Here is a 25,361-nt window from a genome sequence, read left to right as displayed (position 1 = left end):
TTGCCTGCATGGGCCGTTCAGGGCCATCACACTAGAGCGTTCGTTATTGAGTTGCGGGCCCGGGGCGCCCCCGTCTTCCATGGCCCCATGGTGTCCACCGACCGACTCGTCGCCTTCGCGGCCCTGTCCTTCCTGCTGATCATCGTCCCCGGCCCCAGCGTGCTGTTCGTGATCGGGCGGGCGCTGGCACACGGCCGCCGCGCCGCGCTGACCACCGTGGTGGGCAACACGCTCGGCGCCTACCTCCTCGTCGTGGCCGTCGCGCTCGGCATCGGCTCGCTGGTGGAACGCTCGGTGCTCGTCTTCACGACCCTGAAGCTCGCCGGCGCCGCCTACCTCGTGTACCTCGGGATCAAGGCGTGGCGCCAACGCGGGTCGCTGCGCGCCGCGTTCGCCGGGGAGGAAGCGGCCCCGCACTCCGGACTGCGCACCCTGTGGGAGGGGTTCGCGGTCGGGGTGGCCAACCCCAAGACCATCGTGTTCTTCGCCGCCGTACTGCCCCAGTTCGTGGACCGCGACCAGGGCCATGTGACGGCGCAGATGCTGCTGCTCGGCCTGGTCTTCAACCTCATCGCCGTGATCTCCGACAGCGTGTGGGGGCTGGTCGCCGCCACCGCCCGGGACTGGTTCGCACGCTCCCCGCGCCGGCTCTCCGCGGTCGGCGGGGCGGGCGGCCTCACGATGATCGGCCTGGGCGTGACGGTCGCGGTGACCGGCCGCAAGGACTGACTCCGCAAGGACTGACGTCGTAGGGGCGGGCGTCGTAGGGACGGATGTCATAAGGACGGACGTCGTAAGGACCGATTCCGCTACGACCGCCTCAGCAGCCCGTTCACCGCCCGCCCGAACATCGACCGTGCCGCCCACCGCAGCGGCCCGTCGAAGAGGCGCGGCAGGAAGCGGACCAGCAGCTCCTCCTCCCAGACCACGCGGCTACGGCCCCCCGGCCCCGGCCGGACCTCGATCTCCGCCCAGCCCAGGACGACCCGCCCGCGCTTCTCCAACCGGACGAGGCCCGGCTCGTCGTCCGACGGCGGGCGCCACACGGTGACCTCCATGCGGTCGTCGAAGGCGAACGGGCCGAGACCCGAGCGGGCCACGAAGACCGTGCCCTCGCCGGTCGGCGGGGGAGTGACCACGGTGACCCGGGTCAGCGGGACCACATCGGCGTGGCGTGGCCACTCCGTCAACCGGCGCCACGCCTCCTCAAGGGGAAGCGGTGCCGTGCGTTCGAGACGGAAGTTGACCATGTAGGGATCGTAGAGAACGCTTATTGATCGGCGGTAAATTCGCCGGTGGCTCACACCCTTGGCCTAGCGGTTCATAGGTCCGGAGATGTACACCGGACAGCCGCCCCCAGTTTCCCCGCGCCCCGGCCGGAGCGGGCGCCTCCCCCCTACGCTGTGTCCCATGGGCGGGCATCCCGCCTGCCCGCAGGGGGAGTTGGTCGTCATGCCACTGAAGGCCTACGGCGTACTGATCACACGGGCGGTCGACACGAGGCGCGAGGGCGCCGCCGGTACACCGCACTACCAGATCCATCTCACGGACGACTCGGGAACGCACTTCCGAGCCGCCGTCAACGTCCTGTCCGCGGAGAAGCCCTCCGAGCTGCTCTACCTCGTCAGTGAGGACTTCCAACACCCGGTCACGGCCCGGCTGGAGGGCCTCCCGAGCGGCTGGAACACCCTGCTGCCCGGACCCGGCGGCCCGAACCTCGACTTCGTGCGCGGCAACCTCTTCGACCCGGCGCAGCTGCGCACCCTGCCGCCGGACGCGAGCGGCCCCGACAACGACCTCGCCGACCTCCTCGACCACTACGTACGACGCGCGGTCGACGACCCGGACGCCCGGCTGTACGTCTTCGGCGAGCGCTTCGGCCCCGAACCCACCGTCAAGGACAAGGTGTTCGGGTTCCTACCGGGCAACGGCGTCCACGACATCCACATGAACCAGGGCAACAGCCGCCGTTTCAGCGGCGACGACGGGGTCTGGCAGGACGGCGGCATCCTGATCCACTTCCCGGCGCAGTCGCGCTGGGTCGGCATCTTCCTCGCCTTCCAGAGCCAGTCCTGGCACACCGACGACACCACCGGCCACACCCTGGAAGGCACCGACGGTTCGCGCAACGAGCCCGGCGGACAGCCCGTCCGGATCGTGGCGGCCCTGGTCAACCCTCGCGGCCCGGCGCCCGAGGCGGAGAGCGTCACCCTCCTCAACGCCTCGCCCGATCCGCTCGACCCGACCGGCTGGCGCGTCCGGGACCAGCTGGGCCACTCCTGCGCGGTACCGCCCGGCACTCTCGCCCCGGGCGCCACCCTGCTCGTCCCGCTCACCGACGGCGTCCAACTCGGCAACAAGGGCGGCGAGATCACCCTCCTCGACGCGGGCGGCCTGAAGGTGCACGGCGTCTCGTACACCGCCGAGCAGGCCGCACGGGAGGGCTGGACCGTCGTGTTCTGACCCTGCCCGGAACCTCCCTTCCGAACCGCGTGCGCGTACGGCACCATGAGCCCGACCCGCACCGCACCACCGGCCGAAGGGCGTCCCGTGGACCGCGAACTGCACGCCAGGCTCGACGAGTTGCAGCGCGACCCGTACCCGCTCTACACCCGGGTGCGGCAGATCGAGGGGCTCACCCGCCTCGCCGAACTCGACGCCTGGCTGGTCGCCCGGGACGCCGACGTACGCGAAGTCCTGCGCCGCCCCGAGGACTTCTCCTCGGCGGTGGCTCTGTTGCCCGACGTGCTGCCGTCGCCCGCCGCGCTCGCCGTCCTCGGCGGCGGCTTCGGCGGGCGGCCCGTCGTCGTCACCGCGGACGGCGCACAACACCAGCAACTGCGCGCACCCATCGTCCGCGGCCTCTCACCGGCCCGCGTCACGGCCGTCCTGCCCTACGCCGCCGAGCGCGCCGCCGCCCTCGTCGACACGTTCGCCAAGGACGGGCACGTCGAGCTGATGTCGGCGTACGCCAAGCGGCTCCCCGGCGAGGTCATCGGCAGGATCGTCGGCCTCGACCCCGCCGATGTGCCCGGGGTCGTCCACGGCGGCCACCGCGCCGAGGAGTTGCTCTTCCGCCCCCTGGAGGAGGACGAGCAGATCGCCGCGGCCGAGGACGTCGTCGCGATGCAGCAGACCCTGGACCGCCTCGTGCAGGAGCGGCACGCACAACCCCGCCAGGACCTCTGCACGGAACTGATCACCTCGGTCACCGACGGCGACCTGACCCTGGAGCATCGGCACCAACTCGTCGCCCACCTCCAGAACTTGCTCATCGCCGGTCACCTCACCACCACCGCGCTCATCGGCACTACTGTCCTGCATCTGCTCCGTCACCCGGGTCAGTGGGAGCTGCTGTGTGCCGAGCCCGAGCGCATCCCCGCGGCGATCGAGGAGGCGGCCCGCTACGACACCGCGCTGCAGGGCTTCCGCAGGATCACCACCCGGCCCGTCACGCTCGCGGGCACCGAACTTCCCGCCGGGGCAACGCTGTTCATCGCCTTCGGCGCCGCCAACCGGGACGAGACGCGGTACGCACGTGCCGACACCTTCGACATCACCCGCACTCCGAGCCGTCACCTCGCCTTCGGCTTCGGCGTGCACAGCTGCCCGGGCTCCCAGCTCGCCCGCGAGCAACTCCGGCTCACCCTGGAGGAGTTGACCCGCCGCCTGCCCGGCCTGCGGCTGGCGGAGGATCGTCCGGTCACCATGCGGCCGACGATGATCCACCGTTCCCCGTACGCCCTCCACCTGAACTGGTGACAAGGGCAGGCCTGTTGAGCCGGGTGACTCAGGGCCGGTACACCTTTCCCGGCTCCGCCTTCCCGGGCGCCAGCAGCTGGGGCACGGTCACGAACACGTACCCGCGCTCCTTCAGCGCGTCGATGATGCCGGGGACGGCGGGCACGGTGCCCTGGTAGAGGTCGTGCAGCAGGATGATGCCGTCGCGGGTGGCCTGGGCGAGGACGCGCTTGGTGATCAGTGCGGAGTCGGTGGTGGCGTAGTCCTTGGCGGTCACGCTCCACAGGATCTCCGAGAGGCCCAGTTCACGGCAGATCCTGTGCACGGTGTCGTCGGTGCGGCCCTGCGGCGGACGCATCAGCGTCGGCCGCTTCCCGGTTATCCGCTGTATCGCGTCGTCCGTGCGTTCCAGTTCGTCGCGTATCTGCGCGGGCGATATTCGGGTCAGGATCTTGTGGTCCCAGGTGTGACTGGCCACCTCGTGACCCTCGGCGGCCATGCGCGCGGCCAGCTCCGGGTACTTCTCGATGTGCCGCTTGCCGAGCAGGAAGAAGGTCGCCGGGACCTGCTTCTCCTTCAGGATGTCGAGCAGTCGCGCCGAGTTCTCGCTCGGCCCGGCGTCGAAGGTCAGCGCGATGCACTTCACCTCCCGGCAGTCGACCGTCCCGAAACGGGCCTGCGCGGTGGCCGAGGCGCCCTCGGCGCGCGCGGCGGCCGGCGCGGTCGTGTCGAGCTCGGTGCAGCCGCCCAAGGCCAGGGCCAGCGACGCGGCCACGACAAACATGCCGACGGCACGCAACCCGGCCGGGGTTCTTTTCCTCTTCTTACGCAGAGCAGTCAGAGATGGCATGCCGGGACTATACACAGCGAGTATATACGGCGTGTATAGCCGGCGATGGTGCAGCGCCCTATAGGGGCGCGAGGCTGTGTCGATATGCGGCTCCGCCGCGTGGGCGCGACCAGCCCCCACCAACCCGCAGACAGGGAACCGCAGATCCAGCGGAGCGCCTAGCGGTCCTCGCCCCCCAGTTCCCGCCCGAGCCGCAGATTCCATCGCCCGGACCGTCCGCTGAGATCGGTCGCGGTGAGCGGGGCCACGTCGAGCCGCCAGAACGCGGGCCCGGGCGCGTCGAGGACCGTGACCGCAACGGCCCGTACGAACTCCTGCTCGACCACGGCGAGGGTCCTGCCCTCGAACCCGGCCGCGGCCTCCAGCCACCGCACCGCTCGCTCGCACAGCGCCCGCACCGACTCCCCGCCGTGGGGCGCCGCATCCGGATCCGTCAGCCAGGCCATCACCGCGTCGGGCTCCCGCGCCATCACCTCGTCGAGGGTCAGCCCCCGCCAACGCCCCATGTCCAGCCCCGCCAACTCCGGCTCCGCCACGGCCGCGAGGCCCAGCGCGGACGCCGTCTCACCGCACCGCACGCTGGGCGAGACCAGCACCCGGTCAGCCGAGCGGAGCGACCCCGCGGCGGCCTCGGCGCGGGCCGTACCGTTTGCGTCGAGCGGGCCGTCGTCGTCGAACCGGGTCTCCCGCAGGGACTGGTTCATCGCCGGCGAGATCAGGGTGATGCGGCTGGTCACGTGGTCGCTCCAGTTGTCCGGGCTGTGGTGGACATCGTCTCGCGCGCACGGCACGGCGGGGCGGCCGGGAGGGTGTCCTCCGGCCGCCCCGCCGTCCGGTCAGGAACCGGCCAGCTCCGTGCGGACCGTACGGGCCGCGGCGACCAGGTTCTCCAGGGACGCCCGGGTCTCGGGCCAGCCGCGGGTCTTCAGACCGCAGTCCGGGTTGACCCACAACCGCTCCGCGGGGATGGCCTCAAGTCCCTTGCGCAGCAGGGCCGCAGCCTCGTCCGCGCTCGGCACACGGGGGGAGTGGATGTCGTACACACCGGGCCCGGCCTCGCGCGGATAACCGTGCTCGGCCAGTTCCCGGGCCACCTGCATGTGCGAGCGGGCCGCCTCCAGGCTGATGACGTCCGCGTCGAGGTCGTCGATGGTCTGGACGATGTCACCGAACTCGGCGTAGCACATGTGCGTGTGGACCTGGGTCTCCGGCCGCACCCCGCCGGCGGTGAGTCGAAACGACTCCGTGGCCCAGGTGAGGTAGTCCTCCCGGTCCGCCGTGCGCAGGGGGAGGGTCTCGCGCAGGGCGGGTTCGTCGACCTGGATGACCGAAGTCCCGGCCGCCTCAAGGTCGTTGACCTCGTCGCGCAGGGCGAGCGCGACCTGCCGGGCCGTGTCGCCGAGCGGCTGGTCGTCACGGACGAAGGACCAGGCGAGCATGGTGACCGGCCCCGTGAGCATGCCCTTGACCGGCCGCGAGGTGAGCGACTGGGCGTACGTCGTCCAGCGCACCGTCATCGGTTCCGGGCGGGAGATGTCGCCGGCCAGGATCGGCGGGCGGACGTAACGGGTGCCGTAGGACTGGACCCAGCCGTGCTGCGTGGCGAGGTAGCCCGTCAGCTGCTCGGCGAAGTACTGGACCATGTCGTTGCGTTCGGGCTCACCGTGCACGAGGACGTCCAGGCCGGTCTTCTCCTGGAAGGAGATCACCTCCTGGATCTCGGCCCTGATGCGCTCCTCGTACCCGGCGGTGTCGATCCGCCGCGCCCGCAAGTCGGCCCGTGCGGTGCGCAGTTCGGCGGTCTGCGGGAACGAGCCGATGGTGGTGGTCGGCAGCGGCGGCAGACCGAGGTGCGCGCGCTGCGCGGCGGCCCGGTTCTCGTACGGCTGGGTACGGCGGGCGTCGGCCTCCGTGACGGCTGCGGCGCGTTCCCTTACGGCGGGGTCGCGGGTGAGGGGCGAGCCGGTACGGGAGGCCAAGTCGGCACGGTTGGCGGCGAGTTCGGCGGCGATGGTGTCGGTGCCCTGGGACAGACCCTTGGCGAGCGTGACGATCTCGTTCGTCTTCTGGCGGGCGAACGCGAGCCAGCGCAGGATCTGCGGCTCGATGTCCCGCTCGGCGGACGCGTCGAGCGGAACGTGCAGCAGCGAGCAGGAGGCGGTCACGTCGACGCGGTCGGCAAGACCGAGCAACGTGCCCAGTGTGGCAATGGACTTGGTGAGGTCGTTGACCCAGATGTTGCGGCCGTTGACCACACCGGCGATCAGCCGCTTGCCGGGTAGACCGCCTACCGCCGCCAGGGCGTCCAGGTTGGCGGCGGCGGACTCGGTGAAGTCGAGCGCGAGGCCCTCCACGGGTGCCTTGGCCAGTACCGGCAGTGCGTCGCCGAGCCGGTCGAAGTAGGAGGCGATCAGGAGCTTCGGCCGGTCGGTGAGGGCGCCGAGATCGCGGTAGGCGCGGGTGGTGGCGCTCAGTTCGGCCGGGGTGCGGTCCTGGACCAGGGCGGGCTCGTCGAGTTGCACCCACTCCGCGCCCGCCGCGCGCAGGTCGGCGAGGACCTCGGCGTACACGGGCAGCAGCCGGTCAAGGAGAGTCAGCGGATCGAAGTCCGCGGAGACGCCGGGTGCGGGCTTGGCGAGCAGGAGGTAGGTGACTGGGCCGACCAGCACCGGGCGTGGGCTCAGACCGAGGGCGAGGGCTTCCCGCAGTTCCGCCACCTGCTTGGTCGAGTCGGTGGTGAAGACGGTGTCCGGGCCCAACTCGGGGACCAGGTAGTGGTAGTTGGTGTCGAACCACTTCGTCATCTCCAGTGGCGCCACGTGCTGCGTGCCGCGTGCCATCGCGAAGTAGCCGTCCAGGGCGTCGAGTTCGACGGCGGTGCGGTGGCGTTCGGGGATGGCGCCGACCATGACGGTGGTGTCCAGGACGTGGTCGTAGTACGAGAAGTCGCCGGTCGGTACCTCGTGGATGCCGGCGTCCGTCAGTTGCCGCCAGTTGGTGCGGCGCAGGTCGGCGGCGGTGGTCCGGAGGGTGTCGGCGTCGACGCGGCCCTTCCAGTAGCCCTCGATCGCCTTCTTCAGTTCCCGGCTCTGGCCCTGACGGGGGTAGCCGTACACGGTGGGCCGTGCTGCCGCGGCTGCGGGCTTTGTTGTCACGGAACTCTCCTTCGCGAGATGTCTCCCTGAGATCCCGGTTGCGGGTCGAGAGCGCGAAGGTTCGTCATGCCGGGGATGGTGACCGCCGGTATGTACGCCGACCCGCCCACGAGGTCACCGGGATTCCGCGTACGGGATCTTCTTCCGTACGTGGGCAGTTGGCAGGTCTTCGGACTTGCGGGCACGTCCCCTGTTGAACCGGGGGACACCTACTGGCCGTCGCTTCCCAGGTCCTGTTGTGGGCCCAGTGCGTATGACGGCGGTCGTTCCTGCTTACCGCTGCGGGGCAGTCCCGGAGTTTCACCGGGTTCCCTCTTGCGACGCGTCCGTCTGGCTGACGGGGCGAACCAGCTGCGAGGGTCAGCGTAGCGGGTGGGTTGAGTTTTGGCTTTCCGCCGGTGGGGGCTGGGCGCGCCCACGCGGCGGAGCCGCAAATCGATACAGCCCCGCACCCCTAGGTGGGTTGGGGTCCCCGGGATTCGAAGGCTCGGAGGATTTCCTCTGCCGCCAAGGTTGCTGTCAACTCGCCCTCTCGTACCTGGCGTTCGAGGGTCGGAGCCAGCGCGCGTACCGTCGGATCCGAGTGCAGGCGGCCCAGGAGGTCGTCGCGGACCATCGTCCATGTCCAATCCACCTGCTGCTCGCTGCGCTTGGCAGCCAGGCGGCCGGTGGAATCCAGCAGGGACCGGTGTTGTTCCAGGCGTTCCCAGACCGTGTCCAGGCCTGTTCCCTCTCGTGCGCTGCAACTCAGCACCGGCGGCGTCCAGGCGGCGTCGACCGGATGCATCAGCCTCAGCGCGCCTGCCAGTTCGCGCGCCGCGCTCTTCGCATCGCGCTCATGCGGGCCGTCCGCCTTGTTGACCGCGATCACGTCCGCCAACTCCAGGACGCCCTTCTTGATGCCCTGCAACTGGTCGCCGGTGCGGGCCAGGGTCAACAGGAGGAAGGAGTCGACCATGTTGGCGACCGCCGTTTCCGACTGGCCTACGCCTACCGTCTCGACGAGTACGACGTCGTAGCCCGCCGCCTCCATCACCACGATCGACTCCCGGGTGGCCTTCGCGACCCCGCCCAGCGTGCCGGCCGTCGGGGAGGGGCGTACGAAGGCCGCCGGGTCCACGGCCAGGCGTTCCATGCGGGTCTTGTCGCCGAGGATCGAACCACCCGTGCGAGTCGACGACGGGTCCACGGCCAGCACCGCGACCCGGAATCCGAGTGAGGTGAGCAGGGTGCCGAACGCGTCGATGAACGTGGACTTGCCCACGCCCGGGACCCCGCTGATGCCGATCCGTCGCGCCTTGCCGCTGTGCGGGAGGAGCTCGGTCAGCAACTCCTGTGCCATGGAGCGGTGTTGGGGCTTGGTCGACTCGACGAGGGTGATGGCGCGGGCCACCAGGGCCCGCTTGCCGTCGAGTACGCCCTTCACATAGGTGTCGACATCGATCACGGGGTGTGCCCGAGGTCGGTGGCCAGCCGCTGTACCAGGTCGTAGGCCGCGTCCGGGATCACCGTCCCGGGCGGGAAGACGGCCGCCGCGCCCATTTCCAGGAGTGTCGGTACGTCCTGTGGGGGGATGACTCCGCCTACCACGATCATGATGTCCTCGCGGCCCTCCTCGGCGAGGGACTCCTTCAACGCCGGTACGAGGGTGAGATGCCCTGCTGCCAGCGAGGACACCCCGACGATGTGCACGTCCGCCTCCACGGCCTGGCGGGCCACCTCGCCGGGGGTCTGGAAGAGGGGGCCGACGTCGACGTCGAAGCCCAGGTCGGCGAAGGCGGTGGCGATCACCTTCTGGCCGCGGTCGTGGCCGTCCTGGCCCATCTTGGCGACCAGGATGCGCGGGCGGCGGCCCTCGGACTCCTCGAACTCGGCCACGAGGGCGCGGGTGCGCTCGACGGACGGGGACTCGCCGGCTTCGGTGCGGTACACACCGGAGATCGTACGGATCTGGCTCGCGTGCCGCCCGTACACCTTCTCCAGCGCGTCGGAGATCTCACCGACCGTGGCCTTCGCGCGGGCCGCGTTCACCGCCAACTCCAGGAGGTTGCCGGTGCCTTCGGCCGCGCGGGTCAGCGCGTGGAGGGCGTCCTGGGTGGCCTGTTCGTCGCGCTCTGCGCGCAACCGCCGTAGTTTCTCGATCTGTTGGGTGCGGACCGAGGAGTTGTCGACCTTGAGGACGTCGATCTGCTCGTCGGTCTCCACGCGGTACTTGTTGACGCCGATGACCGGCTGGCGTCCGGAGTCGATGCGGGCCTGGGTGCGGGCCGCCGCCTCCTCGATGCGCAGCTTGGGGATGCCCGCGTCGATCGCCTTTGCCATCCCGCCCGCCGCCTCGACCTCCTCGATGTGCTGCCAGGCCCGGCGCGCGAGGTCGTAGGTGAGCTTCTCGACGTACGCGCTGCCGCCCCACGGGTCGATGACCCGGGTGGTGCCGGACTCCTGCTGGATGAGGAGTTGGGTGTTGCGGGCGATGCGCGCCGAGAAGTCGGTGGGGAGCGCGAGGGCCTCGTCGAGGGCGTTGGTGTGCAGCGACTGCGTGTGACCCTGTGTTGCCGCCATCGCCTCTACGCAGGTGCGTGTCACGTTGTTGAAGACGTCCTGCGCGGTCAGTGACCAGCCCGAGGTCTGTGAATGGGTGCGCAGGGAGAGGGACTTGGCGTTCTGCGGGTCGAACTGCTTGACCAGCTTGGCCCACAGGAGGCGGGCCGCCCGCATCTTCGCGATCTCCATGAAGAAGTTCATGCCGATCGCCCAGAAGAAGGAGAGCCGGGGGGCGAACGCGTCCACGTCCATGCCTGCTTCCCGGCCCGCCCGGATGTACTCCACGCCGTCCGCGAGGGTGTACGCCAGCTCCAAGTCGGCCGTCGCGCCCGCCTCTTGGATGTGGTAGCCGGAGATGGAGATCGAGTTGTAGCGGGGCATCCGCTGCGAGGTGAAGGAGAAGATGTCGGAGATGATCCGCATCGACGGCTTCGGCGGATAGATGTAGGTGTTGCGGACCATGAACTCCTTGAGGATGTCGTTCTGGATGGTCCCGGCCAACTTCTCGGGCGGTACGCCCTGTTCCTCCGCCGCCACGATGTAGAGGGCGAGTACGGGCAGTACCGCGCCGTTCATCGTCATCGACACGGTCATCTTGTCGAGCGGGATGCCGTCGAAGAGCTGGCGCATGTCGTAGATCGAGTCGATCGCCACGCCCGCCATGCCGACGTCACCGGTCACGCGCGGGTGGTCGCTGTCGTAACCCCGGTGCGTGGGCAGGTCGAAGGCGACGGAGAGGCCCTTCTGGCCGGCCGCCAGGTTGCGGCGGTAGAAGGCGTTGGACTCCTCGGCCGTGGAGAAACCCGCGTACTGGCGGATCGTCCAGGGCTGGTTGACGTACATCGTCGGGTACGGGCCGCGCAGATACGGCGCGATGCCCGGGTAGGTGGCCAGGAAGTCCAGGCCCTCCAAGTCCTGCCCCGTGTACAGGGGTTTGACCGCGATGCCCTCCGGGGTCTCCCAGAGCAGGTCGTCGCCGCCGGCCGCCTTCTTGACGGCGTCGCGCCACTCGTCGGTACCGGCTTCGGCGGCCGGAGCCCCCAGCTCGATCCCGGAGAAGTCGGGGATGCGCCCCATCGCTGCCATCAGGACACTCCCATGCGGTCGAGGGTGGCGGACAGTACGGCTACGGCGTCACAGCCCGCGAAGACGTAGGCGTCGACTCCGGGGTACTGCCCGGGACGGCCCGCGAGGTACACATGCCCGGCACCGGCCGACCTCAACTCCCCGGCGACCACAGCCGCTTGCTCCTCGTACAGCGCGTCGCTCGAGCACAGGCAGGCCTCAGTGGCCCCGCTGTCCGCGAACTCGCCCTCGGTGACGGGCTCGATGCCGCCCGCCTGGAAGAGGTTCGAGGCGAAGGCGAGGCGGGCGGTGTGCGCGGCGGCCGGGCCGAGCGCCGCCAAGAAGATACGGGGGCGGGAGCCGGTCGCCGCGAGGTGGGCGTCGGAGCGGGCGCGCAGTTCTTCGTAGGCCTCGTCTCGGCGCACGCGTGGCAGGCCGCCGGACGGGGCGACGGGGGCGGGGGTGCGGTCCGGGAGGCGTTCGGCGAGGTTCGGGAACTCGCTTACGCCCGTGATGGGTTCGCGGCGTTTGGCGAGCTTCGCGCTGCGGGTCGCCCAGGTGGTGGCGAGGTCGTCGCGGAGGCTGCCGGAGCTCAACGCGGCTGCCTGGCCGCCCTGTTGCTCGATGTGCTGGAAGAACTCCCAGCCTGCGTGGGCGAGTTCGTCCGTGAGTCGCTCCACGTACCAGGAGCCGCCCGCCGGGTCGATCACCCGGGACAGATGCGACTCCTCGACCAGGATCGTCGAGGTGTTGCGGGCGATCCGGCGCGCGAACGCGTCCGGCAGACCCAGCGCGTGGTCGAAGGGCAGCACGGTGACGGACTCGGCGCCGCCCACCCCGGCGGCCAGCGTCGCGACCGTCGTCCGCAGCATGTTCACCCACGGGTCACGGCGGGACATCATCACCGGCGAGGTCACCGCGTGCTGCACCTGCCCGCCCGGCGCCCCGCACACCTCGGCCACCCGTGCCCAGAGCCTGCGCGCCGCGCGCAACTTGGCGATCGTGAGGAACTGGTCGGCGGTCGCCGCGTACCTGAACTCCACCTGGGAGACGGCCTGTTCGACGGTCAGTCCCGCCTCGGTCAGCTCGCGAAGATAGGCGACACCGGTCGCCAGCGAGGCGCCCAACTCCTGCGCCGCCGAACCGCCGGCCTCGTGGTACGGCAGCGCGTCCACCGTCAGCGCGCGCAGCCCCGGGTACTCCTCGGCGCAGCGCCGGGCGAGCGCGGCGACGGGCGCGAAGTCGAAGGGCTCGTCCCCGGTGCGGGCCGCGAAGCCCAGCGGGTCGGCGCCCAGGTTGCCGCGCGCCGCCTGCCTGTCGACGCCGCGCGCCTCGTACAGCCGTAGCAACTCGGCTGCCGCGGAGGCGACTTCGGGCCCCGCGTCGAGGACGACGGGTGCCAGGTCGAGATAGACGCCGGCGAGGACCCGGTCGAGCGAGGAGACCGGGATGCCCTGCTCGCCCACGAGCAGCCAGAGTGAGGTGACGCCGTTCTCCAGGTCCGCGAGGACCGAGGCGGCGTCGGCGGTCGTGTGGCGCTGTCGTACGTCCCAGCCGCCGAGGGTGTTGCCCTCGGCGCGGCCACCCCGTACGAAGGGGGCGAAACCGGGGAGGCCGGGCTCGGGTGCGGAGTCGTCCGCGGTGTACAGGGGACGGGCGCGGAGCCCGTCCTCCAGCGAGGTGGACAGGGCGTCTTCCGCTGCCGCGTCCGAGACTTCCTTGCCCGACTTGCGCAGTACGCCTGCCACCAGGCGTTGCCACTGCTCATGGGTCGCGTCAGGGAACTCGGCGGCCAGCGAGAGCCCGTCGTCAGGCAGGACCGTCATGCTCGGATGCTAGGGCAAACGTGCAGGTGAGCAGCAGAGGACGCGGCTGTGACCTTGGCCTCCCCGGGCGGTCTAGACCACTCCGACAGGGTTCTGGTAGGCGCGGGAGACGTGGGCGAGTCCTTCGCGTCCCGTGCGCCGGGGGACGGTCACACTGACCTCGAAACAGCCCCCACCTCCTGCATCGCGAGGTCACCCATGGCGTTCGGTCTGGCCCGCCGCGAACTGCGGCCCAGGGTTCCGCTGCGGCCGGGGGAGGGCGACCGGAGCCACCTGACCAGCCTCGAAGGGCTGGCCGCGCTGTCCCTGGACGCGCTCAGCTCGGTGGCCTACGGGCCCGAGGCGATCGTGCTCGTGCTGATCACCGCCGGGACGAGCGCGGTGAACGCCACCCTGCCGGTGACCCTGGTCATCGCCGGGCTGCTGGCGGTGCTCGTCGTGTCGTACGGGCAGGTCATCGCCGTTCACCCGGACGGCGGTGGCGCGTACGCGGTGGCGAAGAAGGACCTGGGGCCCAGGACGAGTTACCTCGCGGCGGCCAGTCTCGTCGTGGACTACGTGCTGACGGTGGCGGTCAGTCTGGCGGCGGGCGCGGCCAGCCTCGCCTCCGCCTTCCCCTCGCTCGGCTCGCATCTGCTGGAGCTCTGTCTCGTCGGGCTCGCCCTGCTCACCGCCGTGAACCTGCGGGGCGTCGCCGAGAGCGCACGTGTACTGATGCTGCCCACCGCGCTGTTCGTCGTCGCCATCCTCGGCATCGTCGTCCTCGGCCTGGTGCGCTCGCACCCCGCGGCGATCGTCGGCACCGCCCAACCCGCCCACGCCACCGAGGCGTTGGGCGTCCTGCTGCTCCTGAGGGCGTTCGCCTCCGGCTGCTCCGCGCTGACCGGTGTGGAGGCCATCGCCAACGGCGTACCGGCGTTCCGTGAACCACGCGTCCGGCGGGCGCAGCGCACCGAACTGATGCTGGGTGCGCTGCTCGGGCTGATGCTCGTCGGGCTCGCGGTGCTGATCCGGCGCGACCATGTGGCCCCGCGCGGCGGCGTGACCGTACTCGCCCAACTGACCGCCGACGCCTACGGAACGGGCTGGCCGTACTACGCCACGAACCTCGTCGTCACTCTCGCGCTCGCCCTCGCCGCGAACACCAGCTTCGGCGGTCTGCCCGTGCTGATGAGCCTGCTCGCCAAGGACCACCGGCTGCCGCACCTGTTCGGCCTGCGCACCGAACGCCCCGTCTACCGCTGGGGAGTTGCGGCCCTGGCCCTGCTCGCCGCGCTCCTCCTGATCGCCGTGGACGCCGACACGCATCGGATGATCCCGCTGTTCGCGATCGGTGTGTTCATCGGCTTCACCATCAGCCAGATCGGACTCGTACGGCACTGGGCGCGGGAGCGTCCGCCCGGCTGGCTGCGTCGTGCTGTGCTCAACGGCGTCGGCGCGCTGCTGACCAGCGTGGCCGGAGTGGTGCTGCTGGCGAGCAAGTTCCTCGAAGGGGCGTGGGTGGTGGTTGTCGCCATCCCGCTGCTGATGCTCCTGTTCGCCCGCATCCAGCGCTACTACACGACCGTCGCCCGGGAGGTCGGGCTCGGCGAGGTGCCGCCGCCGCTGCGCCGCGTCACCGACTCCCTCGTCATCGTGCCGGTCGGCCAGGTCAGCAAGGTCACCCAGCGCGCGCTGTCCGCGGCCCGCGCCCTCGGCCACGAGGTCGTCGCGGTCGCCGTGCACGGAGATCCCGCCAACGCCCGTGCACTGCGGGAGAGTTGGGACCGCTGGGAGCCGGGCGTACCACTGGACGTCATCGACAGTCCGCAGCGCTCGCTGGTGCAGCCGCTCGTGGACTATGTGCGGCGGGCGGCGGAGAGCGGCCGGCAGATCGTCGTCCTCATCCCGGAGGTGGAGCCCCGCCACCGCCGCTACCAGATCCTGCAGAACCAGCGCGGGTTGCTGCTGGCGGCGGCGCTGCGGGCCCGTACGGATGTCGTCGTGTGTGTGGTGCCGTACAGGTTGAGCCTGTGACGACGACCTGCGGGTGATTACAGTCCGATGTCCCTGCGGCTCATGTCGTCCAGGGACTCGCGGCGTACGAGGACGCGTGCGATGCCGTTGGTGACCGCGACGACCGGGGGTCGGCCGACGAGGTTGTAACCGGAGGCCATGGACAGGTGGTAGGCGCCGGCCGCCGGTACGGCGAGGAGGTCGCCGGGGCGTACGTCGCCGGGGAGCGGCACGTTGTCGGCGAGGATGTCGCCGGCCTCGCAGTGCCGGCCCACGACGGTGACCGGGCGGGATGGGGCGGTGGCGGGGCGGCCGATGAGGCGGGGTGCGTAGCGGACGCCGTACAGCGCGGGCCTGGGGTTGTCGCTCATGCCGCCGTCGACCGCGACGAAGCTGCGGTCACCGGTGCGTTTGACGGCCAGGACACGGTAGACGGCGACGCCCGCGGGACCGACGATCGCCCGACCGGGTTCGAGGGTGAGCCGGGGCACGGGGAGTCCGGTGCGGGCGCAGCCGTCCTCGAGTTCGGCGCGGACGCGGCGGGCGAGGGCGGAGATGTCGAGGTGTTCCTCGCCGGGGCGGTAGGCGATGGCGTGCCCGCCGCCGATGTCCAACTGCGGGAGCGTGACGCCGTGTTGGTCGCGGATGCGGGCCAACAGCCCGACGATGCGGCGCACTGCGGCGACGTACGGCTTCGTCGTGGCGATCTGCGAGCCGATGTGGCAGTGCAGGCCGACGAGTTCGAGGTGCGGCTGGTCGAGGATGCGGGTCACGGCGTGCTGCGCGGAGCCGTCGGTGATGGACAGGCCGAACTTCTGGTCGTCGGTGCCCGTGCGCACCTTGACGTGGGCGCCGGCCGCGATGCCGGGCACCACCCGCACCATGACCTTCTGCCGGGTGCCGGCGGGCGTGATCGCGGCCAGCCGGGCGATCTCCGAGGTGCTGTCGACGACGATACGGCCGACGCCGAGGCGCAGGGCGGTGCGCAGGTCCTCCGGGCTCTTGGCGTTGCCGTGCAGCACGATCCGCTCCGGCGGGAAACCGGTGGTGACGGCGAGCGCGAGTTCGCCGGCGGAGCACACGTCGAGGCCGAGCCCCTCCTCCTGCACCCAGTGGGCCATGGCCCGGCACAGGAACGCCTTCGCCGCGTAGACGACGTCGGCGTCCGGGAACGCGGTGCGGTACGTACGGCAGCGTTCGCGGATCTCCTGCTCGTCGAGGACGTAGACGGGTGTCCCGAACCGGTCGGCGGCCTCGGCGAGCGAGACCCCGCCGACGGAGACGTCCCCGTCGGGGGCGGGGCGGGTGGAGCGGGGCCAGACGGACAGGTCGTCGGGGGCGGCGATCTGTACGAGGGGGGCGTCCAGGATGGACATGGGTGGGTCTCCTCAGCCGATCAGCAGGTTCAGACAGGCGACGACGGCGGCGGCGCCGGTCACCCGCAGGGCACCGATGTGCTGGGGGTGCCAGCGGCGCCAGGAGTTCTCACGCTCGCGTTCCGTGGCCGCGGTGCGGTCGGCCGCCGGGGCGGACAGCGACGGGTCGACGGTGAGGGCAGTGACGCCCAGGGGCGCGGCGAGTGCGCGCAGCACGGGTTCGGAGAGCCTGATACTGGCCTGCTCGCTGCCGAGAGTGGCGGCGAGCCGGGCCGCCGAGGTGAAGCCGACGGCCGTACGGCCGCCGAGGGGGGTGCGGAAGAAGCGGGCCGTGCAGCCCGCGGGACCCGACCGGACGGGGACGTGGAGAAGTCCGGCCGGGACGGGTTCGGCGGGCTCGGGGTCCTCGGTGTGCTCGACTGCGGACACTGGAGACATCGTGCGGCTCCTTGTACGGGGCGATGTGCGCGGCCCGGCCGGTTCGACCAGGCGCTTCCTCGAAGCTATGCCCGCGGGATCGGGGTGCGGGTGCCTCACTGACGGATGCTTGACGGGTTGCGCCGCACCTATAACGCCGTGCTGACGGGGGTGGGGGACGGCTGGCCGGAGGTGTGCCGTCGGCTCGGCTCGGCCGGTCAGCCCCCGCCCTCCGTCAGCTCCCGCGCGTCCACCGCCCACCGCAGCGAGATGCGCCGGTGCAGCGAGGCCAGCTCGCTCTCCAGGGGCGACGGCGGCACCGTCAGTACCGGGCAGGCGGCGTGGGTGACGCAGTAGCGGGTGACGGACGGGAACAGGGTGCGCAGGGGGCCTCGCGGGCCCGCGCCGATGACCAGGAGGTCGTCGGGGCGGTCGGCGGTCTCGACCAGGGCGCGGCCCGCCGTACCGCGGACGACCAGGCCCTGGAAGGGGACCCCGGGACCCGTGTCGCCGAAGGCCGTGTCGAGGACGGTGAGGAGTCGTTCGGCGGCATCGCGGCGGAGGTCGGTCAGCGGGAGTGCCAACACCGAGCGCCCGTGGGCGAGTTCACCGCCGGGCGGCTCCCAGGCGAGGACGGCCAGCAGCTCGGCGTCGGTCCGACGGGCCTCCTGCACGGCCCGGTGCAGCGCCGCCAGGCTCCCCGGCGAACCGCTCACCCCGACCACGGCACGCCGCCGCCCGCCACCGCTCATCGTCGCTCACTCCTCGCCGTACACGGACTCCTGTCCTCCATCGAAGTGCCGGAAAGAGAGGACGTATCGCCGTGTTGGCGCCCGTCTGACGCCGGAGGGCGGATTCTTGACGCGCCCGTGACGCCGTGTCGCCGGTGGCCGGAAATGATTCCTCAACTCCCGCCCGACGACCCGCCCGTGTCAACGAAGTGGCGGCCCCTGGCAAAGGCCGGGGCAAGAATCTCCCCCGCGGCCCGCCCCTCGCGTCGCGAATTCCGTCTGGCAACGCACTGTTCACTCAGGGGCCGCTGGGAAGCGCCAGGGTGCGGACGTTGTCAGCTCAACTGCTCGCCAGGGAGGGCACCATGACCACACAGACCGAGACATCGGACGGGTCCACGCAGTCGTCCGAGGGGGTCAGCCGGCGCCACGCGCTGGGCCTCCTCGGTACGGCCGGCGCCGGCGCCGCCGTCACCCCCTTGCTGGGAGCAGGCACGGCGCAGGCCGCCCCGCTCGCCGCCCCGGCCCTTCACCTGACCGCGGACTCCTCCGGAGCGTCCCCGGTCCAGGGCCTGCACCTCACCTTCGGGGCGGACCCGCGCACCCAGATGACGGTCTCGTGGATCACCGACAAACCGGTGACCAGACCCGTCGTGCGCTACGGCACGCTGGAGCACGGCTTCGGCTCCAGCGCCAAGGCCCGCACCGTCACCTACGTCGACGGCACCTCCAGCCGCACCGTCTACGTCCACCACGCCGCGCTGAACAAGCTCACCCCGGACACCGACTACCTCTACCTCGCCACCCACGAGGGTGCGACGCCCGACAGCGGAACCTTCCGCACCGCCCCGCGCGGACGGAAGCCGCTCACCTTCACCAGCTTCGGCGACCAGTCCGCCCCGCAGGTGACCTGGGCGGCCAACGGCACGGTGGGGCTCGACGCGAACTCCACCCCCGCGACGAAGGACATCGTCACCGGCATCGAGCAGGTCGCCCCACTCTTCCACCTGCTCAACGGCGACCTCTGCTATGCCAACCTGGACGTCGACCGGGTCCGCACCTGGAACAACTTCTTCACCAACAACACCCGTTCGGCCCGCTTCCGCCCCTGGATGCCCGCGGCCGGCAACCACGAGATCGAGAAGGCCAACGGCCCGATCGGACTCGGCGCCTACCAGACCTACTTCTCCCTCCCGTCCACCGAGACCGACGCCGAACTCGCGGGCCTCTACTACGCGTTCACGACCGGCTCGGTCCGGGTGATCGTGCTGCAGAACGACGACAACTGCCTCCAGGACGGCGGCGACGTCTACATCAACGGCTACTCCGGCGGACGCCAACTCTCCTTCCTGGAGAAGGAGTTGAAGGCGGCCCGGTCCTCGCGCGACATCGACTGGGTGGTCGTCGCCATGCACCAGGTGATGGTCAGCTCCACGGACGCGAACGGCGCCGACCTGGGCCTGCGCCAGAAGTACGGCCCTCTCTTCGACCGCTACGGCGTCGACCTCGTCCTGTGCGGCCACGAGCACAACTACGAGCGCTCGCTGGCCGTCCGCGGAGTCGTCAGCGGCACCGAGACCCTGACCCCCAACCCCATCTCCACGGCCACCGACAACATCGACACCGGCCTCGGCACCGTCCACATGATCCTCGGCGGCGGTGGCGTCTCGGGCACCACCAACCAGAGCTTCTTCAAGGACGGCACCGGCAAGGTGATCACGTCCGTGTCGGCGACCCCGGGTTCCAACGGCAAGCGCACCTCCACCTACACCAAGGAGGAGGCCGTCTGGATCGGCGTCCGCGACACCGAACACCCCTACGGCTTCGCCGCCTTCACCGTCGACCCCGGCCGGCACGCCGGCGACACCACCCGCATGCACGTGACCTACTACAACGTGAACAAGCCCAACGGTGACCTGTCGGTGTTCGAGAACTTCACCCTCCACCGCAAGCGCTCCGACGGCTACAGCAAGTAATCAACTCCGGTAAAACCGGCATTCCTGGGGGGACTTCCGGCTGTTTCCCGCTCACTCCGACGGGCGCGGCCGGAAGTCGTGGGGCGACCACTCCGGCGCGAGGCGGCCGTGCCTGAACGTCATCCGCCGTGCCTGAACGTCATCCGCGTCACCGGAATCCAGTGACGCGGATTCACCTGCTCCCTCGCGACCATGAGCGCATGGGTGACGATCCCGTCCTGTACGAGATCCGGGTCCACGGCCATCTCGGCCCCACCCTGCTGACGGCGTTCCCGGCGTTCGAGCCGGAGCAGCAGGGCGCCGACACCGTGCTCACCGGGCTGCTGCCGGACGCCGCGGCGCTCTTCGGCGTCCTCTCCGAGATCGAGTGCCTCGGCCTGGATCTCCTCGAAGTCCGCAGAGTGAGTGTGCGACCGAACCAGCCCCCACCGAAGGGAGATGCTCCGTGAGCACCGAGCAGCAACAGACCCTCGACGCGATCCTGCGCCAGTCCGCCTTCCCCGTCGGCAGTACCGTCGAGGAACAGCGGCGCCGGCTGCACGAGTTGACGTCGGCGCAGCCACTGCCTCCCGAAGTGACCGTGAAATCAGGCACGTTGGGCGGGGTCCCCGTCGCCGAGATCACGGTCGACGGGGTCGAACCCCGGCACGTCGTCCTGTACTTCCACGGCGGTGTCTACGTCCTGGGGGACGCCTTCAGCGCCGCAGGGCTGGCCTCGCAGGTCGGCCGCCGGACCAGTGCCAAGGCCTTCTCCGTCGACTACCGGCTCGCCCCCGAGCACCCGTATCCGGCCGCCGTGGACGACGCGCTGGCAGCCTACGAAGCCCTCCTCGGCGAAGGCGTCGCCGCCTCGGACATCGTCTTCGCGGGCGAGTCGGCGGGCGGTGGACTCGCGGTCGCCACCCTGGTCAACGCCCGCGACCACGGGCTGCCGTTGCCGGCCGCCGCCTACGTCATGTCGCCGTACACCGACCTCACCCTGGCCGGACCGAGCATCGACACCAAGCGGGACGCCGACCCGCTGCTCAACCGGGAACTCCTCGCACCCCGGGTCACCGACTACACGGCGGGCCAGGACCCCGCGCTCGCCCTCATCAGCCCGGTCTTCGCCGACCTCTCCGGCCTGCCGCCCCTCGTCATCCAGGTCGGCACCCACGAGGTCCTCCTCGACGACGCCGTACGCCTCGCCCAGCGTGCCGCCGCGGCGGACGTCGAGGTCACCCTGGACGTGACCCCCGGGGTACCGCACGTCTTCCAGGCCTACGGCCCCCTCCTCGACGAGGCGACCGCCGCGCTGGACAGGGCCGGACGGTTCCTGACCGCGCGGCTCACCGGATAGCCACGCGTGGCCCAGAGGATAGCCATGCTTGGCCCAGCGGCCGTCACGGACCGCGTGTCGCCGCCGCGCCGGTCGGCGCCTGCGTGATGCCGGTGAGCTGGGCTGCCCGGCGCCAAGAGTTGGGCGCAGTCGGTGCTGCTGCCGCCGGGTCAGGCCGTGAGAACGGCGGGGTTCGGGACGGTCACCGGACTCGTCGTCACGGCGTCGGCGGCCGCAGACAGGGCCGTAGCTGAGAAAGTCTGTCCGGCAGGGCAGTCGAACTCCCTTCCGCACCCGTCTTTACGGGGGAACAAGGGAGGGCACTTTGAACGCCGACGAGGAACGCGAGTTCCGCGCATTCGTGGCGGCGCGGTCGAGATCGCTGCTGCACACGGCGTACCTGCTGACCGGGGACTGGGAGCAGGGCCGCGACCTGCTCCAGACCGCGCTCGCGTCCACCGCCCGGCGCTGGTCGAAGCTGCGCGACCGGCAGCAGCCGGAGACCTATGTGCGCCGGGCGCTCTACCACGCCCAGGTGGACCGCTTCCGGCTGCTCGGCTGGGGCAGGGAGACGGTCACCGACGCGCTGCCGGACTCGCCCGGGCAGGCCGTCGACTGGGCCGACACCGTGGTCCAGCGCCACGACATCATGGCCGCGCTGCGGCGGCTGCCCAAGCGGCAGCGCGCGGTGGTCGTGCTGCGTTACTTCGAGGACAGGCCGGATGCGGAGATCGCCGAGATCCTGGGCATCACCCAGGGCACGGTCCGCAGCCAGACCCACAAGGCCCTGACCTCCCTCCGCGCCTTCTTCGCCGAGGCGGAGCCATCGACCACCACATCCCCCTCCGCTGCCTCCGGAAGGGGCGCCGTCGCATGAACGACCCGACCGAACACCCCCTGCACGATGCCCTGCACACCCATGTCCAGGAGGGCGGGGGTGACGCCGCCGGTCCCTACCTGGTCGGCCTGGCCGACGGTGCGCTGCGGGTCGCCCGGCGGCGGCAGCGGCTGGCCCGCGCCGGAGTCGGCGTCGCCGTCGCCGCGGTGGTCGCAGTCGGCGGAGTCGCCGTCGCGGACGGCGCGATGCCGCACGTGAACCTGGAGCGGCCCGCCGCGGGGAACACCGAGAAGGCGGCCCGGCTCTCCATCCTGCCGGTCACCTCGGCCACGGAGCGCGCCTGCGCCCCCGGCGGCGACGGCTACACCCTGCGCGCGACCGAGGGCAGCCCGGCGTACTGCGTCCAGGTCGACCGGACCAAGGGCATGACCGACGTCCGGGCCGTCTCCGCGAAGGCTCGCAATTACCACGGCGAATGGGAGGTGGACCTGACTCTCGGCCCCGCCGACCGCACCCGCCTCGCCGACCTCACCAGCACCCTCGCCACGGCCCCGGCCCCACGCAACGAGTTCGCCGTCGTCATCGACGGCGAACTCTGGAGCGTGCCCTCCGTGGCCGCCCCTCTCACCGAGGGCCATATCGCCGTCGTCGGCAGCCTCACCAGCACCACCGCCCACGACCTGGCCCTCCGCCTGGGGGCTGGCGGATGACCTGGAGGGTTGACCCTCGCGTCCCGGTGTGATGACTGGACCTCCGAGTCCAGCAGGGTGGGGTGATGGGTCATGAACCGAGGGATGACCGCCAAAGGCTTGGCCACCCGCGGCACGTTCAACGTGATCAACGTCAACGCCCATGACAAGGGCGGCCACTTCGGCCACTACGAAAACCCCGACACGTACATCGGCGACGTCTGTGAGACCTTCCGCTGCGCCGGGGTGTGGGTAGTGTCCGCCCCGACGCACCGGGCGCGCGGCATCGCGGTCCGCGAGGAGGAGGATCACCATGGCGGATCGTGGGGACGGGGACGAGGCGGCCGGAGCATCCGCGCCGGGGCTGCCGGAGGCGCCCCGGGGGAGCGCGCGGGACGCGGTGCGGCTCGCGGTGGTGATCGGTGCGCTCGGTGTGGTCTTCGGTGACATCGGGACGAGCCCGATCTACACCCTGCAGACCGTGTTCAACCCGAGTGACCCGCACCCGGTCCCGGTCAGCACACAGAACGTGTACGGGGTGGTGTCGCTAGTCTTCTGGTCGGTGATGGTCATCGTCACGGTCACCTATGTGCTGCTGGCGATGCGCGCCGACAACGAGGGCGAGGGCGGCATCATGGCGCTGATCACCCTGCTGCGGCGCTGGGGTTCGCAGCACGGTGGGCGAACCGCCGTAGTACTGGCCGGACTTGGCATCTTCGGAGCGTCGCTGTTCTTCGGCGACAGCATGATCACCCCGGCGATCTCGGTGCTGTCCGCGGTCGAGGGGCTCAAGGTCGTCGAGCCGTCGCTGGGCAGTGCGGTCGTGCCCGTCACGGCGGTGATCATCGTGCTGTTGTTCCTGGTGCAGAGCCGGGGAACCGCCGCGGTGGGCCGGGTGTTCGGGCCGGTCATGATCCTCTGGTTCACGGCCATCGGCGCGTGCGGAGTCGTCGGGATCGCCGACCACCCGGCCATCCTCCGGGCGCTGTGGCCGAGTTACGCGCTGGGCTTTCTCTTCGGCCACTTCGGCACCGCCTTCTTCGCGCTCGCCGCGGTCGTGCTCGCGGTCACCGGCGCGGAGGCGCTCTACGCGGACATGGGGCACTTCGGCCGCCGCGCCATCACCCGCGGCTGGCTGTTCCTCGTCTTCCCCGCCTGCGTCCTGAGCTACCTCGGCCAGGGCGCGCTGATCCTCGACGACCCGGCCAACATCAGCAGCCCGTTCTTCCTCCTCGTCCCCGACTGGGGGCGCTGGCCGATGGTCCTACTTGCCACGGCCGCCACGGTGATCGCCTCCCAGGCGGTGATCACCGGCGCGTACTCGGTCGCCGCCCAGGCCGCCCAGCTCGGCTACCTGCCGAGACTCCGGATCGCGCACACCTCCGAGTCCACCATCGGCCAGATCTACGTCCCCTGGATCAACTGGCTGCTGATGGTCTCGGTCCTCACTCTGGTCTTCGCGTTCCGCAGCTCCACGGCCCTGGCCTTCGCCTTCGGCATGGCGGTCACCGGCACCATCACCATCACCACCCTGCTGTTCTTCTACGTCGCCCGCGCGAAGTGGGCCACGCCCGTGTGGCTGCTGGTGACCGGCGCGACCCTTCTGCTCACCGTCGACCTGCTGTTCGTGGCGGCCAACCTGACCAAGCTCGTGCACGGCGCGTGGCTGCCGCTGCTGATCGGCCTCACCGCGTTCACCGTCATGACGACCTGGCAGCGCGGCCGTCAACTCGTCACCGCGGAACGAGCCGAGCACGAAGGGTCCCTGCGCGAGTTCGTCGACCAACTCCGCAGCGGGGAAAGGCCGGTGATCGAGGTCCCCGGCACGGCCGTCTTCCTCAACCGGGGCAAGGAGACCGCGCCGTTGGCCATGCGCGCCAACGTGGAACACAACCATGTGCGGCACGAGCAGGTCGTGATCCTCTCCATCGAGACCGAGCCCGTACCCCGTGTCCCTGCCGACCAGCGCATCGTCGTCGACGGCCTCGGCTACGCCGACGACGGGATCGTCCATGTCACCGCCCGGTTCGGCTACATGGAGACACCGGACATCCCCGGCACGCTGGCCCTGCTCGACCCGGCCGAGACCGAGGGGCCGTTGCAGATCGAGCAGGCGTCCTACTTCCTGTCGAAGATCGAGCTGCGGCCCGGCAAGGCACGGACGATGGCACCGTGGCGCAAACGGCTGTTCATCACCACCTCCTACATCACCGCCGACGCCGCCGAGCACTTCGGCCTTCCCCGCGACCGCACGGTCATCATGGGCTCGCACATCGAGGTGTAGACAAGGGCCGGTCCCGGCTGACGGTGATCGCCGGGATCGCCGTCGAGGTCGATGAACGGGGCTTCGCCCGTGGAGCGGCGGCGGACATTGCGTCGAGTCCCCTTCGCACCGCGGAGAGGCCCGCGCCGCTCTGTCCGCGAGGGCCAGTCTTACGCCTCGAACGCGGGACACCCCTGTCTCGTCGCCACTTTGACGCCGCGCCGTCGGGTTCTTGACGGGGTGCCTACAGGGCGGGCGGGACGGGGGAGCCGGGGGTGTCGGGGCGGGCGGGATGGGGGAGTTGAGGTGGCGGGCTGACCGGACAGCGGGCCGGTACCCGACAGTGGGAGCGATTCGGCGGAGGCCGGGCGCCGGCGAGGTCGGCGGTCGACGAGCTCGATGCCCACGAACGGGGGGCTGCTGCCGCAGCCGCTCGGGGTACGGCCGTACTCGTCGATCGAGGGGTAGGGCCCGATGAACTCCCGTTCCTCGTCCGTCAGTTGCACCTGGTTGCACCCGTGCCACGCACGACGGTCCACCGGTCCAGGCCCTACCACCAGGGCGAGGCCCGCCGTGG

20 protein-coding genes and 1 riboswitch are annotated in these 25,361 nt (G+C 70.9%); of the genes, 10 read left to right on the top strand and 10 right to left on the bottom strand.

All coding sequences use genetic code 11. The features are described from left to right. Positions 1–87: 87 nt before the first annotated feature. Positions 88–729, top strand: a complete 642-nt coding sequence (locus tag OO70_RS32535; protein ID WP_043679177.1) for a LysE family translocator — start codon at positions 88–90, stop codon at positions 727–729. A gap of 80 nt (positions 730–809) precedes the next feature. Here OO70_RS32535 and OO70_RS32530 read toward each other — a convergent pair whose 3' ends face one another. Beyond that, positions 810–1,250, bottom strand: coding sequence for an SRPBCC family protein (locus tag OO70_RS32530; RefSeq protein WP_043679037.1), 441 nt, complete (start codon positions 1,248–1,250; stop codon positions 810–812). Between the two features lie 202 nt (positions 1,251–1,452). On the opposite strand from OO70_RS32530, the gene OO70_RS32525 reads away from it, so the two are divergent. Next, on the top strand, positions 1,453–2,463 hold the full coding sequence (locus OO70_RS32525; protein ID WP_043679175.1) for a DUF2278 family protein: 1,011 nt from the start codon (positions 1,453–1,455) through the stop codon (positions 2,461–2,463). A gap of 87 nt (positions 2,464–2,550) precedes the next feature. Continuing rightward, positions 2,551–3,762 carry a cytochrome P450 gene (locus OO70_RS32520; RefSeq protein WP_043679172.1) on the top strand — a complete coding sequence of 404 codons (1,212 nt, stop codon included), beginning with the start codon at positions 2,551–2,553 and terminating at the stop codon, positions 3,760–3,762. Between the two features lie 28 nt (positions 3,763–3,790). Here OO70_RS32520 and OO70_RS32515 read toward each other — a convergent pair whose 3' ends face one another. The 6 genes from OO70_RS32515 to OO70_RS32490 all read right to left on the bottom strand — a co-directional run bounded on the left by OO70_RS32515 (position 3,791) and on the right by OO70_RS32490 (position 13,181). Then, entirely contained in the window at positions 3,791–4,525 is a 735-nt protein-coding gene (locus OO70_RS32515) for a polysaccharide deacetylase family protein (RefSeq protein WP_043679034.1), read from the bottom strand. A 224-nt stretch (positions 4,526–4,749) separates the two neighbouring features. Then, positions 4,750–5,328: a histidine phosphatase family protein gene (locus OO70_RS32510; RefSeq protein ID WP_043679031.1), complete on the bottom strand. Its 579-nt coding sequence runs from the start codon at positions 5,326–5,328 to the stop codon at positions 4,750–4,752. Positions 5,329–5,427: 99 nt separating this feature from the next. Continuing rightward, the gene (gene metE / locus OO70_RS32505) at positions 5,428–7,746 is read right to left on the bottom strand and encodes a 5-methyltetrahydropteroyltriglutamate--homocysteine S-methyltransferase (RefSeq protein WP_043679026.1); all 2,319 of its coding nucleotides are present in this window, start codon (positions 7,744–7,746) and stop codon (positions 5,428–5,430) included. A 143-nt stretch (positions 7,747–7,889) separates the two neighbouring features. Further along, positions 7,890–8,113, bottom strand: a riboswitch (cobalamin riboswitch). An 87-nt stretch (positions 8,114–8,200) separates the two neighbouring features. Continuing rightward, positions 8,201–9,193, bottom strand: coding sequence for a methylmalonyl Co-A mutase-associated GTPase MeaB (gene meaB / locus OO70_RS32500; RefSeq protein WP_043679023.1), 993 nt, complete (start codon positions 9,191–9,193; stop codon positions 8,201–8,203). Beyond that, entirely contained in the window at positions 9,190–11,376 is a 2,187-nt protein-coding gene (gene scpA / locus OO70_RS32495) for a methylmalonyl-CoA mutase (protein ID WP_407702848.1), read from the bottom strand. The genes meaB and scpA overlap by 4 nt, the downstream gene beginning before the upstream one ends. Further along, complete coding sequence (locus tag OO70_RS32490; RefSeq protein ID WP_043679021.1) at positions 11,376–13,181, bottom strand: methylmalonyl-CoA mutase subunit beta; 1,806 nt, start codon at positions 13,179–13,181, stop codon at positions 11,376–11,378. The genes scpA and OO70_RS32490 overlap by 1 nt, the downstream gene beginning before the upstream one ends. Before the next feature lie 198 nt (positions 13,182–13,379). Between OO70_RS32490 and OO70_RS32485 the strand changes: the two genes are divergently transcribed. Continuing rightward, the gene (locus OO70_RS32485) at positions 13,380–15,197 is read left to right on the top strand and encodes an APC family permease (protein WP_043679019.1); all 1,818 of its coding nucleotides are present in this window, start codon (positions 13,380–13,382) and stop codon (positions 15,195–15,197) included. A gap of 17 nt (positions 15,198–15,214) precedes the next feature. Here the strand turns inward: OO70_RS32485 and lysA are convergent, their stop codons facing one another. From lysA to OO70_RS32470, 3 genes are all read right to left on the bottom strand, one after another. After that, positions 15,215–16,552 carry a diaminopimelate decarboxylase gene (gene lysA, locus OO70_RS32480; protein ID WP_043679016.1) on the bottom strand — a complete coding sequence of 446 codons (1,338 nt, stop codon included), beginning with the start codon at positions 16,550–16,552 and terminating at the stop codon, positions 15,215–15,217. Positions 16,553–16,564: 12 nt separating this feature from the next. Further along, the gene (locus OO70_RS53965) at positions 16,565–16,990 is read right to left on the bottom strand and encodes an SAV_915 family protein (protein ID WP_234337000.1); all 426 of its coding nucleotides are present in this window, start codon (positions 16,988–16,990) and stop codon (positions 16,565–16,567) included. A gap of 197 nt (positions 16,991–17,187) precedes the next feature. Continuing rightward, positions 17,188–17,721 (bottom strand): universal stress protein, encoded by a 534-nt coding sequence (locus OO70_RS32470; RefSeq protein ID WP_043679010.1) that lies wholly within the window; start codon positions 17,719–17,721, stop codon positions 17,188–17,190. 344 nt (positions 17,722–18,065) lie between these two features. Here OO70_RS32470 and OO70_RS32465 point away from each other — a divergent pair, with 344 nt between their 5' ends. The 6 genes from OO70_RS32465 to OO70_RS32440 all read left to right on the top strand — a co-directional run bounded on the left by OO70_RS32465 (position 18,066) and on the right by OO70_RS32440 (position 24,805). Beyond that, positions 18,066–19,676, top strand: a complete 1,611-nt coding sequence (locus OO70_RS32465) for a purple acid phosphatase family protein (protein ID WP_043679007.1) — start codon at positions 18,066–18,068, stop codon at positions 19,674–19,676. A 200-nt stretch (positions 19,677–19,876) separates the two neighbouring features. Then, positions 19,877–20,125 (top strand): hypothetical protein, encoded by a 249-nt coding sequence (locus OO70_RS32460; protein ID WP_043679005.1) that lies wholly within the window; start codon positions 19,877–19,879, stop codon positions 20,123–20,125. Beyond that, entirely contained in the window at positions 20,122–21,015 is an 894-nt protein-coding gene (locus OO70_RS32455) for an alpha/beta hydrolase (RefSeq protein WP_043679003.1), read from the top strand. The genes OO70_RS32460 and OO70_RS32455 overlap by 4 nt, the downstream gene beginning before the upstream one ends. A gap of 304 nt (positions 21,016–21,319) precedes the next feature. Continuing rightward, positions 21,320–21,871, top strand: coding sequence for a SigE family RNA polymerase sigma factor (locus tag OO70_RS32450; RefSeq protein WP_043679001.1), 552 nt, complete (start codon positions 21,320–21,322; stop codon positions 21,869–21,871). After that, positions 21,868–22,542, top strand: coding sequence for a SecDF P1 head subdomain-containing protein (locus OO70_RS32445; RefSeq protein ID WP_043678998.1), 675 nt, complete (start codon positions 21,868–21,870; stop codon positions 22,540–22,542). The genes OO70_RS32450 and OO70_RS32445 overlap by 4 nt, the downstream gene beginning before the upstream one ends. A 292-nt stretch (positions 22,543–22,834) precedes the next feature. Then, the gene (locus OO70_RS32440; protein ID WP_043678995.1) at positions 22,835–24,805 is read left to right on the top strand and encodes a potassium transporter Kup; all 1,971 of its coding nucleotides are present in this window, start codon (positions 22,835–22,837) and stop codon (positions 24,803–24,805) included. The last annotated feature ends 556 nt before the right edge of the window (positions 24,806–25,361 follow it).

Origin of the sequence: Streptomyces xylophagus, from assembly GCF_000716435.1 — a bacterium.
Lineage (GTDB): Bacteria > Actinomycetota > Actinomycetes > Streptomycetales > Streptomycetaceae > Streptomyces > Streptomyces xylophagus.
This window is presented reverse-complemented; position numbering and strand designations above follow the sequence as displayed.

Coding starts and splice junctions, on each gene's coding strand:
- OO70_RS32535 (WP_043679177.1), top strand. CDS start 88: ATGGTGTCCACCGACCGACTCGTCGCCTTCGCGGCCCTGTCCTTCCTG.
- OO70_RS32530 (WP_043679037.1), bottom strand. CDS start 1,250: ATGGTCAACTTCCGTCTCGAACGCACGGCACCGCTTCCCCTTGAGGAG.
- OO70_RS32525 (WP_043679175.1), top strand. CDS start 1,453: ATGCCACTGAAGGCCTACGGCGTACTGATCACACGGGCGGTCGACACG.
- OO70_RS32515 (WP_043679034.1), bottom strand. CDS start 4,525: ATGTTTGTCGTGGCCGCGTCGCTGGCCCTGGCCTTGGGCGGCTGCACC.
- scpA (WP_407702848.1), bottom strand. CDS start 11,376: ATGGCAGCGATGGGGCGCATCCCCGACTTCTCCGGGATCGAGCTGGGG.
- OO70_RS32490 (WP_043679021.1), bottom strand. CDS start 13,181: ATGACGGTCCTGCCTGACGACGGGCTCTCGCTGGCCGCCGAGTTCCCT.
- OO70_RS32485 (WP_043679019.1), top strand. CDS start 13,380: ATGGCGTTCGGTCTGGCCCGCCGCGAACTGCGGCCCAGGGTTCCGCTG.
- lysA (WP_043679016.1), bottom strand. CDS start 16,552: ATGTCCATCCTGGACGCCCCCCTCGTACAGATCGCCGCCCCCGACGAC.
- OO70_RS53965 (WP_234337000.1), bottom strand. CDS start 16,990: ATGTCTCCAGTGTCCGCAGTCGAGCACACCGAGGACCCCGAGCCCGCC.
- OO70_RS32470 (WP_043679010.1), bottom strand. CDS start 17,721: ATGAGCGGTGGCGGGCGGCGGCGTGCCGTGGTCGGGGTGAGCGGTTCG.
- OO70_RS32465 (WP_043679007.1), top strand. CDS start 18,066: ATGACCACACAGACCGAGACATCGGACGGGTCCACGCAGTCGTCCGAG.
- OO70_RS32460 (WP_043679005.1), top strand. CDS start 19,877: ATGGGTGACGATCCCGTCCTGTACGAGATCCGGGTCCACGGCCATCTC.
- OO70_RS32445 (WP_043678998.1), top strand. CDS start 21,868: ATGAACGACCCGACCGAACACCCCCTGCACGATGCCCTGCACACCCAT.
- OO70_RS32440 (WP_043678995.1), top strand. CDS start 22,835: ATGGCGGATCGTGGGGACGGGGACGAGGCGGCCGGAGCATCCGCGCCG.